The organism is Adonisia turfae CCMR0081, assembly GCF_011009555.1.
Taxonomy (GTDB): Bacteria; Cyanobacteriota; Cyanobacteriia; order Phormidesmidales; family Phormidesmidaceae; genus Leptothoe; species Leptothoe turfae.
Genome location: NZ_QXHD01000003.1, coordinates 594,836 through 608,785 on the forward strand (window position 1 = coordinate 594,836; position 13,950 = coordinate 608,785).

Below are 13,950 nucleotides of genomic sequence, written 5' to 3' on the forward strand. Positions count from 1 at the left end.
GAGATCACCAGGATTCAAAATCATTGATTTTTGGGTTCTAGTCTGAATCACTGGGCCGTACACCTTTCATAATGCGTGATAGCTCACTCTTCTCGTCCACAGAAACCCGAGTGGGTGAACCGCTGATAATGCGCTCTAGGTTACGGAAGGAGTCCTTGATTTCCGGGCCATTGGCACTGATGGTGTATTCACGGATAGCCTTGTCATGCCAAGATCCCCGCATCTTGAATACATTCAATGCCCGAGACATTTGACCACGTATTTCCACATATTGCAGCATTAAGATGGTGTCTGTGATAGTGGAAATATGCGAGTCAGTAATGGAATGGGAGCCCATAAACTGCTCCGTAGTGTTTGTAAAGAAACCAGTGATTTCTTCCTGTTTTGCATAACCCGTTACACCAATGACAAACTGACGGAACGAATTATTGCTGACTCCGCGATCCAAAGCTGACAGAGAATCGATGGCAATACGTGAGGGCTTAAACTGTGCAATCTCAGACTTAATAATCTGCAAGTGGTCTTCGAGTCCAGCAGATTCGGGATATGCGCAGATGATTTTGAGTAGTCCCGCGCGCTCTAACTCCTCAAAGTCAATGCCCCAGGAGTAAGCATTTCTAGATAGCTGTGCGCGAGATTCTTCGTAGGCAAAAAGAATGGAACGCTCTTTTGCCTGACAGCCATTTTCAATGAACTTACTAACCAGCAACGTTTTACCTGTCCCTGTTGCCCCGGTGGCCAAGATAATTGAGTCCTTAAAGAATCCACCGCCACACATTTCATCCAGGGCTTTGACTCCAGAGGAGACCCGTACATTCGATGAACGTTGAGTCAGGCGCATTGCCCCCAACGGAAAGATATTGATACCGTTTTGGGTAATGGTGAAAGGGTATTCCCCTTTCATATGGGTCGTGCCCCGCAGCTTGAGAATTTCGATGGTACGGCGACGACGCTCCCCTTCGAGGACATTGCGAACAATAACGACGTTATCTGACACAAATTCCTCGACTCCAAAGCGGGCAACGGGACCATACTCGTCCACGCGCTCTGTTGACATTAGAGTCGTCACGCCCATTTGTTTAAGACGCGCAACTAATCGAAAAATTTCACGCCGGACTACACCAGCTGCATCGTATTGCTGAAAAACGGCTGTAACCGAGTCGATGGATACCCGTCGTGCCTTGTACTTACGAATAGCGTATTGAATCCGCTCAATTAATGCTGAGAGGTCGAAATTACCTACGATTTCTTGACCTTCGGGATCGGGGGATGCATCCAGAATGAATAGCTTGCCATCATCAATGAGCTTCTGTAGATCCCAGCCAAAGCTGCAAGCATTTTGAATGATGTCGGCAGGTGACTCTTCGAAGGTGACAAATACACCGGGTTCATCAAAATCTGTGATGCCGTTATATAGAAACTGTACGGCAATCAAGGTTTTACCAGTACCTGAAGTTCCACTGACGAGGGTCGAACGCCCGGCAGGCAGACCACCATGACTGATGTCATCAAAGCCTTCCATCATGGTGCGAATTTTTCTTACGCCCGCCAAGGTATTATTCGAGGGGATTTCACCTTGAGAAGACTGAGTCATAACTTAGTAAATTGACCTGTTAAAAAAATAGTGAGTTGGCCTGTAAAAAAATACAGTGGGAGAAAAGAACATTACTAATATTTCAACAGGTTAAGTTATCAAGAGCAAGCACTATAGATGATTCTGCTCCAAGAACATCGTGCGTACTGGCATATATTGCCAAAAACTCTATATTTCATGCTTGTGAACTGTATGCAAAGGAGCTTGTGTTATGAGCGTTGCCCAATTGGTGCATTACACTTCTATCCTTTGCCACATTCCAGTCTGGAATGCATAAGCAACGCTTCTCAAAAATCGAAACATTACTTTAAGACTGATAAGTTACTTTGGTAAAATAGGCTAATCATCCTCCCTGAGCTCATCATAAAGCAAGTCTAGACCGATCAGGACGCGCTCACGGTCAGACAGGTCGCCAATGATTTTACGAACAGGAGGCGGTAGGATTTTTGCCAAGGTTGGAGTCGCTAATATTTTGTCTTCTTCAGCGAGCTGTGGATTTTGTAAGACATCAATGACCTTTAATGCATAAACGCCCTGAAACTCTTCTTCCAAGATCGTGTTGAGCATTTTGAGTGCCCGAGTAGAGTTTGGGGTATTGCCAGCAACGTAGAGTTTTAATATGTAGGTCTTTTTATAGGCCATTGAAGGGTTCCCGAATGTGTGGCAGATGTGGAGTACAAGAGTCCATAAATAAAATTGGGACGTGCGTAAATCAGATTCTATGATTCACGTGGAATAGAGCGACGGTACATTTCACATAGATGGGCCAGCACATCAATTAGGGTTAAGCGATAGTCCAATAAAATTTCCTCACTACGTCCTTCCATGTGGAGCTGCTTTGAAAAATTGTCCATCAGTTCCATATGGATTTCGACAACCTTAGAAATGGATACGTCAGCAAAGAACGCTAAGTTAACGTAGTCATCAATACGTTGATTTAGGCTTTTGTCATCCGATGAAAAATAACTCAGGATGATTTGACGATAGTCTTGACGCAATTGATCTAAAAACTCATGACGCTCCTCCACGGTCATGTTGCGTACAAAATTTTGAGAATTACGCTTGTAATACACACCCAAATAGCCTAAGCGTTCTTGGAGTTTTTCAGTCAGTCGCTGCTGCTGAAGGCTCAACAGAAATATGCGATTATCCCGGTTTTCTGTTGGAGAACCTTCATTATCAACGACAGTGCTAGAGTTGGCTGGCAGTTTTAAAAATTGGCTGATGGCTTTGTGAACCTGGTCTTCAATGGTATCTAATTGACCTGGACTGATCTGGATAACAGCATCGTGATACTGGGTGCGTTGCTCTAAAGCATCCTGTGCTGAGATCACTAAAGTAGGCAGCAAAATATCACGCTCCCACAGCTCATGTAGTAAATCCCAACCATCTTGATTAGGTTGGACAACCAAACAATCAATCCGATGACGATTACTGATGGTCCACTGCACAAACTCTGTGTGCGTCTGGCTCCAACTAATAGCAAAAGGACTGTGGGTGAGCGTTTTCTTGAGAGACTCCGCCATAGAGGCCTGAGCCGTATAAATTCCAACCAGGAAGCGTGCAGCCAAAATTGAGATGAATGTTACGCAATGTTAATTGATTTATTGCACTATTTAACAGCTTATTGTTTATCTATGGAGACGATATTTTATATTTTTATGCGAATTGGGAGATGAGTAGCCAATGAGTACAAAAGTTTGCAGTCAAAGGAAAATTTAATAGGTACTTTTTATCAAAACTAAGCATATAGGCTACGAGTGGTAGCTATGGCAAACTTAAGTATTTTTATCTGGGAGTTATTTTTGGCGTCCTCAGATGTCTGTACTTAAGGGCGCTTAGGGGAGACATATTGCCTCAGAAGAATAATTACGGACAAGTGTTCCATTGTTATTGTGATCTGAGCACTGCATAATCAACGAGCATGGAGGGATTCGAACCCCCGACCGCCAGAACCGGAATCTGGTGCTCTATCCAGCTGAGCTACATGCCCTCGTTTCTAGCTTAGTTTATCCAGGAACCGTGCTTAATATTAGCACTTGTGTTCGTATCTGTCTTTGCCTTTACGTTAAACGTGTTGATGGCATACGCTCATGGGGGTGTGCAAGATGCGTGCTGCGTGCTGGATATTCAGAATTTATCAAAAGCTTTTGGTCAGCGTCAGGCACTATCGGCTTTGACCCTGAGGTTGGAGTCAGGTGAAGTGTATGGTCTGTTAGGGCCTAATGGAGCTGGAAAAACCACAACCATTAATTTGCTCAGTGGTTTATTACGACCCGATCACGGACAGGTGTTGATTGCTGGGCAGCCTGCTGCTGAATCAACCAAGCCATATTTGGGGATTATGCCGCAGCAAAACCTGCTGTACCAAAGTCTTACCTGTGGGGAGAACCTGGCATTCTTTGCCAAAATCTATGGCCTGGAATCTACAGCGCGATCGCAACGTATCCAAACCTGCTTGACCGCTGTCAATCTTCAAGATCGGGTTAACAGCGTTGTTGGTTCCTTAAGCGGTGGTATGCAGCGACGGTTGAGTTTAGCCATTGCCATTGTGCATCAGCCAAAGTTAGTGGTCCTTGATGAACCTACCACCGGATTAGATATTGAAGCGCGCTACGAGGTCTGGGATTTAATTCGGCAGCTTAAGCAACAGGGGGTAACGGTGCTGCTAACTACTCATCTACTTGATGAAGCAGAACGACTGTGCGATCGCATCGGTTTTCTTAAGCAGGGTTGCTTACTGGCTCAAGGGAGTCTCCCGGAACTGCGAAGCCATATTCCAGCTGAGGAGGTGGTGATTCTACAGACGGCAGATGAAGAGGCCGCCATTGCCCAAGCCGCCAACCATGGATTTACAATGCGCCGCTATGACACTCACCTGGCGTTTTGGATACCTGAGCGATTAGAACTCAGAGAGCTAATTGCCAAATTTGATGGCATTCCGATAGATTCCATTGCCCGCAGCCCAGTCACCTTAGAGCATATTTACTTAGAAGTGACCCGTTCAGTCTGAAGATACGTACTCTGTCTATCGTAAATACCCTAAACCCTTGTGAATAGTCTGATTAAACCCTTTCTTCAAAGTAGGTTTATTGAAGTTCACCAGGTGTTCATGGGCATGCTTAGGGGACTGGGGTAGTCTATATTTAGTTCGAGAGAACGCTTATGACTACTGCGTTTGCAGCTTAAATTTAACTTCTATTCTGACTGACTTTTTAGCAGTTTCCTTTATACAGACCTATTTATTGCAGGACGGGCCTCAGCGTAATGTTGAGGCCCGTCTTCTATTTATTAGTAGTTCAGCCTCCATACCAGGGCAGAGGGTGAACTACTTTAAAGCGCTGGCTAACCCGGTTAATATAGCGTTGGGTTTGCTCTGTAGCGTTGGCATGATTGTCCAACAAACGTATGGTTAAATTTCTGCTTGTGGTGATTCCAGCGTTTTTAGTAATTGCGATCGCAATCCTGTCGGTACAGAACGCCACCCCGATTTCCCTACAATTTTTGGCGTTTCGTTCAGTGGCCCTACCGTTTGGCTTGTGGTTAGGGATTGGTCTGGCAGCTGGCCTGGTCGGCACAGCGGGTTTACTCACCGTGTTTTCAAGCAAACGCCGGTAGGGAAATTGTCAGGTGTAAATTGTGAGTTGTTGGTCCCAATCCATTGCTAATTGAGCAGTTATAACACTCATAAAGTTCAAGACTCAGAACTATGTAAAGATCGCTCCGCCCATCAACTTTGTATAACGACGGTTCAACTCTTTTTTAATTAACGGCCACTGCTCCAAAGTCGAGTCTTGCTGGATGAGCTGCTCTGCTGCTGTCCGGGCTAGCTCCAAAACCTCTTGATCATTCACCAGGCTAGCCAAAGCAAAGTCAGGCAGTCCTGATTGACGGGTGCCTAACACCTCACCAGGACCCCGGAATCGCAGATCCATCTCAGCAATGAAGAACCCATCTTGCGACTGTTCTAGAACCCGCAGTCGCTGCAAAGCCATTTCGCTTTTACTACTGCTCATCAATAGGCAATAGGATTGGTCAGCCCCGCGTCCTACACGTCCCCGTAGCTGATGCAGTTGTGAGAGACCAAAGCGCTCAGCATGTTCAATGAGCATGACACTGGCGTTGGGCACATCCACCCCAACTTCTACCACTGTGGTGGACACCAAGATCTGGGTATGGCGATCGCGAAATTTTGTAATGGCCGCATCTTTATCAGCAGAGCTCATGCGCCCATGGAGCAGACCGACGTTGAACTCAGGAAAAACAACCTCGCTCAGACGCTGATGTTCTTCGATGGCAGAACGCAAGTCCAGCTTTTCAGATTCATCAACCAGGGGTAGCACGATGTAAATTTGTCGGCTTTGGGTGATCTCACGTCGCATGAGATCGTAGGCATGGTTGCGATCTCGACCAGCTAATAATGTGGTTTGAATGGGCTTACGCCCGGGCGGGAGTTCGTCAATTTGGCTAACGTCCAGATCTCCATGCAATGTCAGGGCTAGAGTTCGCGGTATAGGCGTAGCCGTGAGGGTGAGCACGTGGGGATTATCACCTTTTTGCTGGAGCTTAGCCCGCTGAGCTACCCCAAACCGATGTTGCTCATCGATGGTGACGAGACCTAAACGACTAAATTTCACAGGATCTTCGATCAAGGCATGGGTTCCTACCAGGATGGGGAGTTCTCCCGTTTCGAGTTGGGAATGAATTTCCCGGCGCTTGGCGGTTTTGGTGGAACCAGTTAGCAGTTCCACGGGTAAGTGCAATAGGTTAAACCATTCCACTAACTTGCGGTAGTGCTGCTCTGCTAACACTTCTGTGGGGGCCATCAGGGCTGCCTGATATCCGGCCTGAATGGTTGCGAGGATTGCCACCACTGCCACTACGGTTTTCCCGGAGCCCACATCTCCCTGCACTAGTCGATTCATCGGTGTGGACTGCTGCAAGTCCACCAGAATTTCCTGCACTACCCGAGCTTGAGCCTCTGTCAGGCTAAAGGGCAGTACCCGATAGAACTGATCGATCAGCTCACCAGTAGGGGCCATGTGAATTTGAGTGTGAGCCTGTTGCTGTTTGCGACGGGACAGCAGACCTAATTGCAAATAGAAGAATTCATCAAACACCAGACGGCGGCGGGCAATTGCCAGAGCCTCACTATCGGGTGGAAAGTGAATGTGCGCAATTGCCACCGTTAGTTGAATCAAACCATGTTGCTCCCGCAGCGCAGTGGGAAACGGCTCTCGAATTTCTATAGCGGCGGGCAAGGCAGCGACCACTGCCTTACGGACCAGTGGGGCAGGCACACCTTCTGTCAGGGGATATACAGGGACCACGCGACCTACCGTGTCGGAGTCAATGGCTTCCTGGGTATCTCCGAGTACCTCCAGGTCTGGATCGTCTAAGGTGATGCCATATTTTCCTTTTTTTACCAAGCCCGAGGCAGCTAATGTAGAGCCGACTGGGTAGAGACGCTTTTGCCGTTCTTGCCAAGCTCGGTTACGAAAGCGCGCTCCGGCCAAGAATCGATTGAGTTTGAGGGTGCCAGTGCCGTCGTAGAGACTGAGTTCAAAAATCGTCAGTTTTGCATTGCGAGGACTATTGAAGCAATTGCAACGCCGCACGGTGCCCACAATCGTCACGGTGTCACCCGCTTTAAGATCTCGAATTTTGACCTGGCGGGCATAGTCTAGATGGTCGCGAGGATAGTAATAGAGCACATCCCGGACGGTATACAGCCCTAACTTTGCGAGTCGTTCGCTATTCTTGGGGCCGATGCCTTTGAGATAAGTGATGGGCTGATCTAGGGGATGGCCTGAGCGAGGTAAGCTCGGTGTCTGAGTAATTAAGGATTTGGTTTTAGGGCGTTGGTTGGATCTTGAGGATGGACGACCGACCGCTTCACTAGCCTTAGGGCTGGGCTTTTCTAATAGTTGACGACTCTGCTGTAAAAACCGTCGAGTGTTGGCCACCAGATGCTGCCGTTGGGCAAAGCTGAGGGCGCTATATTTATCGAAGTCTTCCGAGAGATTACGCCAGCGTTCTTGGTCAATGGCAGGCAGACTGCTGGGGACCTTGCGTAAGCTATCTCGCAAAAATTCGCTAAATCGTTTTTGATGGCCTTGCAGGTCATTGAACCCCGCTTCAGCTTCGACACTCAGTGCCTTTTGCAGACGGATCCAGTCGGTCTGATCAGCCATTAGTCGTTGGTCCAGCTAGCTCTCCAGGCGTCTTCGGCTTGTGCGATCGCAAGCTGTCGTTCAGCATCCTTATAGGCATGGCCAACACGTTTCAGATGCGCCATTTTCTTCCGAATATGGCTTCGCCAAAGTGCGACGTTCGTCTCCGCAAATTCAATTTCCGAGAGCCGTAAATGAATCATGACAAAATCGGGCAGCGACTCTAACTGGAGAAATTGAGGCATCGATATAGATGCTTCAGAACGATTTTCGTCCCCATCTGAATCTTGGTCTGATGTGTCTTCGCCAGTAATAATAGCGGCGGCAATCTCAGCGTCAGCCCACTGCTCATCGAGCTTATGATCTTCACCTTCGTCAGGCTCGCCATCACTCTTTGAAAATCTACTTTTCTCGGGTTCGTGCAGGATCTTGATCGATAGTCTGACCAAATTAGGTGTTTTCATAGGGATATGGCCTAGACGTTCTGACTCTGACGTCGCCGCTAACAATGCATGGGGGATCTCTGGCATTACATTTGCTGTTCGCAAAAGCTCATTTGCCTTCTCGGAGACTGCCTTGAGCACATCTCGAATAGCTTTCTCAATTAAAATTTGCCGCCGCATGATCTGTGCAGGTTGTAGTGGTCCTGACGGTTCGGTTTCTGGCTGTGACTCCTCTAAACGCTCACTATCCATGAGTGAACGAATATCGGCTAAGAGTTTTTCTTGAGATCGCTGTGTTTGGGGTGACTTGCCAGGGTGTGTGTGATGTTCTTGGTCCTCAACTGTATCAGCTGCTGAGGGGCTGGTTTTAGGCGTTGATTCTGATTGCTCTCTGGCAGAAGCTGCTTCTAAAAATAATTGCCGAATGACGGCGAGGCCATCTTCCTCTGCTGGTTGTAAGCTCAGGCGCTTTGCTGTAGCCCATTTGTCCTGTAGGTGAGTGTGAATGCGATTGCCCAACTCGCGCAGCTTGTGCTGTAAACGATCACGTTGGGACAAGCTCAGTTCTAAAAAACTCTCAGGATAAACCTGCGTACAAATATGATAAGCCGCTAATATTAGCTGGCGTTTGCTTGCCTGACTTAAAACTTGTAAATATTTATCGATTAAGCCTTCAAGCTCAGTGGCAATATCAGCAGTTTGCGTCTGAAGCTTGGAAAGCTGCTGTTCAATATGACCACTTGCGTTACCCATTAGCGCAGATATTAGACAAAAAACGTGATGTAGAACGGCATTACAATGCCGTAAATCCCAGTATAGGCGCTATGACAAATGTTCTAATATTTCAGAGTCATTTGCCTAATTCATAAATACTGACATCTGAGGTGCTATAAGTACTTGCCCCTAGCCAATGGAAAGATATAAAAAAGGCAGGCAAGCACTTGGGCTTGCCATACCGATTTAGAAAAAAATTATCCACACAGAAGAGGACTATTTCTTTTTCTTTTTGCCTTTCTTCTTTGCTGTTTTAGGAGCAGTTTCAGTAGGCTTCTCGTCTTTAGCTTCCACCTTAGGAGCTGCTGGTTCAGAAGGCTTTTCCTCTTTCTTTTGACCTGTTTGAGCAGCGACTTCTGCTGCAAAGTTTTCCTCTTTCTTCTCAATACCTTCACCTAGAGTGAATCGTGAGAAACGGCGAACCTGGATATTTTCACCTAGAGTTGCCACTAACTGTTTGATCAACTCTTCAATAGTGATGTTTTGATCCTTAATGAAGGGCTGGTCTAATAAAGATTGTTCTTTGAGACGCTTTTCAATACGACCATCTACGATCTTGGCGCGGATGTTTTCAGGCTTCTTAGCAAGATCCTCGCGACCCATTTCAATTTCCCGCTCGTGGTCAATGGAATCTTGAGAAATATCGCTGGTTCTAACCACTTCGACGTTAGGACATGCTGCTATTTGCATAGCAATGTCGCGTGCTAAGGTTTTGAACTCTTCCCGACGGGCAACGAAGTCTGTTTCGCAGTTGATTTCCACAAGGACACCCACACGACCACCGGTGTGGATGTAACTTTCCACTAGACCTTCTGCCGCAACTCGGCCTTCCTTCTTAGCCGCTGAAGTAATACCTTTCTGACGGAGCCACTCAATGGCCTTCTGTAGATCACCGTCCGATGCTTGGAGGGCTTTTTTACAGTCCATCATGCCTGCGCCAGTAGTATCGCGCAGCTCTTTTACTTGCTTTGCAGAAATGCCTGCCATTATCTCCTCCTACACTAATGCTCTACTTTGAAAAAATATTTTGACAGAACAAGCTTTTTGCCAATGTTAAGACCTGCGCCTAAAGCATCAACAGCTGAACCTATGGTGGGGATCAGCTGCTATATGTAATGCAAAAGCCTACAGCGTGTTATTCGCTCTCTGCTTCATCTGCCGCAGGTGCTGCTGGTACTTCATCTGCTGTAGGAGCGTCTCCAGCATTGGGAATATCGGCTGCATCATAATCATAGTCTTCTTCGGCACTTGGATAGTCGGCGTAAATGTCGCCTTCATCACTATTGTCCTGCGGTGCCTGACCATGGGAACCCTCATAGATGGCATTCGCTAAGCTACCTAGAATTAACTTGATTGAACGAATGGCATCATCGTTGCCGGGAATTGGAATATCAACCACATCGGGATCACAGTTGGTATCCAATAGTGACACAATTGGAATCCCTAATTTCTGACACTCTTGCACTGCGTTATATTCACGCTTGATGTCAACCATGATGACTACGTCTGGCAGACGCCGCATCAGCTTAATACCACCCAGATATTTTTGAAGCTTCTCGAGTTCACGACGCAAAACAGCAGCTTCTTTTTTCGGGCGTAGAGCTAGAGCTCCTGTCTCTTGCATGCGCTCTAGCTCTTTGAGACGCTCTACACGTGTTTTAATGGTGGTCCAGTTGGTTAGCATTCCACCTAACCAACGCTGGTTGATGTAGTAAGACCCACAACGTCTGGCTTCTTCAGCGACAATTCCGGCAGCTTGGCGCTTAGTGCCCACAAACAAAAACTTCTGACCTTTCTCTGCTGAAGTCCGTACGAAGGAATAAGCGTTATCGAGCAGCTGAGCCGTCTGGACTAGGTCAATAATATGTACACCGTTACGTGCGGTAAAAATATACCGATCCATTTTAGGGTTCCAACGGCGGGTCTGATGACCAAAATGAACCCCTGACTCAAGCAGTTGAGCCAATGTTACAACAGGCATTTAATTCTCTCCTTTCGGGTTAAACCTCCACCTGGTGCGCATTTCAGTCGTTAAGTGTAGGTTTTACTTCACCTGACTTTGACTGAAACACCCGAAATATCCAAGTGTGTGAATTTTTTGACAGCTAAACTAGGGTAACACAGCAAGTTGCTGACTTCTTGAATCATGTCAGTCTCTTTGCCTGCTATTGGAAGTTGCAATTTTGGGTAGTCTGTGGATGATGGGTAAGTGTGTCTGCAACGTAAAGTGGCACAGACATGTTGCTTTGATGTTGCCCGTCGTTAACTGAAGGCTTTTGGTGCTTTATGACTGATCAACAACGCTCTGCTTCAATGCCGTCTGTTCCGCCGCCTCCACCTAAGCGGGTTGCACCACCCCCACCGCCGGGAATGGGTAGAGCTGGTGGTGCACGTTCAGCGGCACCGCCCCCAATGCCAAAGTCTGCTGGTGGCGTCAGAGTCGGCGGTGGCGTAACCCTAGAGCGTATCGTTCGTGAGGCCTTTGATAAAGGTTTTTCTGATGTGCATCTGGGTGTGGGGGAAGTGCCTCGTTTTCGGAACCGGGGCGAAATTGAAACCACAGACTATCCTGCTACTGACGAAGCCACATTCTACGCATGGCTATCTGAGGTCCTAAAGCCCGATCAAATCCAAGACTTTAAACAAACGATGGATTTTGACGGGGCAGCTCATTTTGACTTCACGCGTGTACGCATCAACATATTCAATACACTGCGTGGGCCTTCCTTGGTGATGCGTCTGATTCCGGTGAAGATTCTCACGCTTGATCAGCTGAGCTTGCCAGTAGTCTTAAAGGATATTTGCCACTATCACAAAGGTCTGGTTTTGGTGACTGGTCCCACTGGGTCGGGTAAGTCAACATCGCTGGCTGCGATGATTGACTACATCAATACGGATATGCCGAAGAACATTATCACCATTGAGGACCCGGTGGAATTTGTCCATGCGAGTCGTATGTCCTTAATCAAGCAGCGAGAAGTGGGGATTCACACGCTGGAGTTTAAGAATGCTCTTAAGGCATCGCTTCGGGAAGATCCAGATGTCATTCTGATTGGTGAGATTCGCGATCGCGAAACTGTAGATATTGCGTTGAAAGCAGCTCAAACAGGTCACCTTGTATTTGGTACCCTGCATACCAACAGTGCGGTAAAGACGGTTGAGCGTATTTTAGGCATGTACGAACCGGAACAGCAGAGTGCGGTGCGCATCTCAATTGCTGAATCTTTGGTGGCGGTTGTGGCTCAAGGGCTATGTCGTACGACCGATGGTAAGCGAGCGGCTTTCCATGAAATTCTGATCAACACCGATGCCATTAAAGATTATATTCAGCGAGGTCAGCTGGATGAGGTAGAGGCTCTGCTACCAAAATGTAGTTTTGATGGTATGTGCACCATGAATCAATCCCTTTACTCTCTATATGAGTCGGGACGTATTACTGAGGAGACTGCTTTAGAGATGTCACCTCGTCAAAATGAGATGGCGCAGATGTTGCGTGGTCGGATTTAGAGTCGACAGGATACTCATTCATCTTTATTTGATGTGAGTAGCTTTGGTTCAGCTCACGCTTCACAATTTCGTTGGATATTTAGAGTCTTCCGTGAGTCCAGTCGTGTTCGCCATGACTGGACTTTTTGTTGAAGGTTCGCAGGAAGCCAGCTGTCATATTGTGAGTAGACGGGCAAACGTGGCGTCAAGCTGTAGTTTTGGGTCTGTAGCTGGGCTGTGAGTGTCGACAGAGTTTTGTGATGATAGGTGGGGTTGACTTCATCTAGTGGTCCAATGCCGCCTAAATCTCTTGCTCCAGCCTTTAGGCAAGCTAAGAGCGTTTGAGTTGACTGCACTAGATTCGGTGGGATCTGAATCGTAATGTCCTCTGGCAAAATCTGACGAGTGATATGGACAGCACGGATTAACATGTTGTCGTCACAGGGAAGAGCGAGTTGGGTCTGGCGTTCGCCAGGCTGATGGGGTTGAAGAATAACTTCTTGGATATGACCGTACTGGTTGTGGAGGGTTGAGATCGCAACCAGTGTTTCTTCCCAATCTGTTTCCGTTTCACCGATGCCTAAAAGAAGTCCAGTCGTAAAGGGAATTTGCAACTGTCCTGCCCACATTAGTTGCTCTAGCCTGACTGCTGGTCGTTTACTTGGGGCATGATGGTGAACGTTATCCAACAAAGTAGGTGTGAGCTGCTCCAGCATCAGCCCCATTGAAACATTCACCTGCTTGAGCCTTTTCATTTCTTCAAAGCTAAGGGGGCCGACATTGGTATGGGGTAAGAATCCTTCTGCAATGGCTAAGTGGCAAAGATCATATATGCGGTCTAACCAGGTTCGACGACGTGAACTTTTGGGATGAACTTCTCCGCTCAGAATTAATATTTCAATGGCATCTAATTCTTGGAGCATAGCCCGTGCCCTAGGAAGACTCAACCATATATCAGAGCCTGGCTGGACTCGAAAATTACAGTAACTACATTGATTGAAGCACTCATATGTCGGGACTAGAGTGTATGCCGGACTATAGGTGATGGTCAGGCTCAACGTGACTATCCTCTTTGCTAATCGTTACAAAAAATGAGCAATTACTTCAAGCCTTAGAATCTAAAAGTAGACTGTCTTACCCGCCGTACAGGCTAACTTACATACTCTGTTAGAACCGGGGGCGTAAGGAGTGAAATGTTTGTAGATCCTTCTGTCTCAGCGACCTTGGTGAATTGACTTTCAATATGCAAGCCCATCAATAAGGCATTCAGACGCCGACTTTTAAAATTCTCTCACGATTATAAAGTTTACAAAAATAGGTATTTCTTTTAGCATGTATATGTGGGCTAATTGCCTACTGTCGTACCTCGACAATATTTATAGGATTCATAAAATCATGACAACTACTCTACAGCAGCGCTCTAGCGCTAATCTGTGGGATCAGTTTTGTGAGTGGGTTACTAGCACTGAGAACCGCCTCT

11 protein-coding genes and 1 tRNA gene are annotated in these 13,950 nt (G+C 47.0%); 3 read left to right on the forward strand and 9 right to left on the reverse strand.

Features of this window, described 5'->3' with window-relative positions; translation table 11 throughout:
* Positions 1-37 precede the first annotated feature (37 nt).
* The 4 genes from kaiC to DXZ20_RS03270 all read right to left on the reverse strand — a co-directional run bounded on the left by kaiC (position 38) and on the right by DXZ20_RS03270 (position 3,587).
* Positions 38-1,594 (reverse strand): circadian clock protein KaiC, encoded by a 1,557-nt coding sequence (gene kaiC, locus DXZ20_RS03255; protein WP_163665709.1) that lies wholly within the window; start codon positions 1,592-1,594, stop codon positions 38-40.
* Between the two features lie 339 nt (positions 1,595-1,933).
* Positions 1,934-2,236, reverse strand: coding sequence for a circadian clock protein KaiB (kaiB, locus tag DXZ20_RS03260; RefSeq protein ID WP_006516811.1), 303 nt, complete (start codon positions 2,234-2,236; stop codon positions 1,934-1,936).
* A gap of 77 nt (positions 2,237-2,313) precedes the next feature.
* The gene (locus DXZ20_RS03265) at positions 2,314-3,165 is read right to left on the reverse strand and encodes a circadian clock protein KaiA (RefSeq protein ID WP_250565578.1); all 852 of its coding nucleotides are present in this window, start codon (positions 3,163-3,165) and stop codon (positions 2,314-2,316) included.
* Between the two features lie 348 nt (positions 3,166-3,513).
* A tRNA-Arg gene (locus DXZ20_RS03270) sits at positions 3,514-3,587 on the reverse strand.
* Between the two features lie 87 nt (positions 3,588-3,674).
* On the opposite strand from DXZ20_RS03270, the gene DXZ20_RS03275 reads away from it, so the two are divergent.
* On the forward strand, positions 3,675-4,607 hold the full coding sequence (locus DXZ20_RS03275) for an ABC transporter ATP-binding protein (RefSeq protein WP_250565005.1): 933 nt from the start codon (positions 3,675-3,677) through the stop codon (positions 4,605-4,607).
* A 395-nt stretch (positions 4,608-5,002) separates the two neighbouring features.
* The gene (locus DXZ20_RS03280) at positions 5,003-5,212 is read left to right on the forward strand and encodes a DUF1049 domain-containing protein (RefSeq protein ID WP_163665700.1); all 210 of its coding nucleotides are present in this window, start codon (positions 5,003-5,005) and stop codon (positions 5,210-5,212) included.
* An 89-nt stretch (positions 5,213-5,301) separates the two neighbouring features.
* Here the strand turns inward: DXZ20_RS03280 and recG are convergent, their stop codons facing one another.
* From recG to rpsB, 4 genes are all read right to left on the reverse strand, one after another.
* The gene (recG, locus tag DXZ20_RS03285; RefSeq protein ID WP_163696376.1) at positions 5,302-7,788 is read right to left on the reverse strand and encodes an ATP-dependent DNA helicase RecG; all 2,487 of its coding nucleotides are present in this window, start codon (positions 7,786-7,788) and stop codon (positions 5,302-5,304) included.
* The gene (locus DXZ20_RS03290; RefSeq protein WP_163696378.1) at positions 7,788-8,963 is read right to left on the reverse strand and encodes a hypothetical protein; all 1,176 of its coding nucleotides are present in this window, start codon (positions 8,961-8,963) and stop codon (positions 7,788-7,790) included. The genes recG and DXZ20_RS03290 overlap by 1 nt, the downstream gene beginning before the upstream one ends.
* Positions 8,964-9,200: 237 nt before the next feature.
* Positions 9,201-9,971, reverse strand: a complete 771-nt coding sequence (tsf, locus tag DXZ20_RS03295) for a translation elongation factor Ts (RefSeq protein WP_163696380.1) — start codon at positions 9,969-9,971, stop codon at positions 9,201-9,203.
* 148 nt (positions 9,972-10,119) lie between these two features.
* On the reverse strand, positions 10,120-10,965 hold the full coding sequence (gene rpsB / locus DXZ20_RS03300; RefSeq protein ID WP_163696382.1) for a 30S ribosomal protein S2: 846 nt from the start codon (positions 10,963-10,965) through the stop codon (positions 10,120-10,122).
* A 305-nt stretch (positions 10,966-11,270) separates the two neighbouring features.
* On the opposite strand from rpsB, the gene DXZ20_RS03305 reads away from it, so the two are divergent.
* On the forward strand, positions 11,271-12,491 hold the full coding sequence (locus tag DXZ20_RS03305; RefSeq protein WP_163665690.1) for a type IV pilus twitching motility protein PilT: 1,221 nt from the start codon (positions 11,271-11,273) through the stop codon (positions 12,489-12,491).
* Between the two features lie 53 nt (positions 12,492-12,544).
* Here DXZ20_RS03305 and cofG read toward each other — a convergent pair whose 3' ends face one another.
* Positions 12,545-13,528, reverse strand: coding sequence for a 7,8-didemethyl-8-hydroxy-5-deazariboflavin synthase subunit CofG (gene cofG / locus DXZ20_RS03310; RefSeq protein WP_163696384.1), 984 nt, complete (start codon positions 13,526-13,528; stop codon positions 12,545-12,547).
* Positions 13,529-13,950: the final 422 nt, after the last annotated feature.

Coding starts and splice junctions, on each gene's coding strand:
- recG (WP_163696376.1), bottom strand. CDS start 7,788: ATGGCTGATCAGACCGACTGGATCCGTCTGCAAAAGGCACTGAGTGTC.
- rpsB (WP_163696382.1), bottom strand. CDS start 10,965: ATGCCTGTTGTAACATTGGCTCAACTGCTTGAGTCAGGGGTTCATTTT.
- kaiC (WP_163665709.1), bottom strand. CDS start 1,594: ATGACTCAGTCTTCTCAAGGTGAAATCCCCTCGAATAATACCTTGGCG.
- tsf (WP_163696380.1), bottom strand. CDS start 9,971: ATGGCAGGCATTTCTGCAAAGCAAGTAAAAGAGCTGCGCGATACTACT.
- kaiB (WP_006516811.1), bottom strand. CDS start 2,236: ATGGCCTATAAAAAGACCTACATATTAAAACTCTACGTTGCTGGCAAT.
- DXZ20_RS03275 (WP_250565005.1), top strand. CDS start 3,675: ATGGCATACGCTCATGGGGGTGTGCAAGATGCGTGCTGCGTGCTGGAT.
- DXZ20_RS03290 (WP_163696378.1), bottom strand. CDS start 8,963: ATGGGTAACGCAAGTGGTCATATTGAACAGCAGCTTTCCAAGCTTCAG.
- DXZ20_RS03280 (WP_163665700.1), top strand. CDS start 5,003: ATGGTTAAATTTCTGCTTGTGGTGATTCCAGCGTTTTTAGTAATTGCG.
- DXZ20_RS03305 (WP_163665690.1), top strand. CDS start 11,271: ATGACTGATCAACAACGCTCTGCTTCAATGCCGTCTGTTCCGCCGCCT.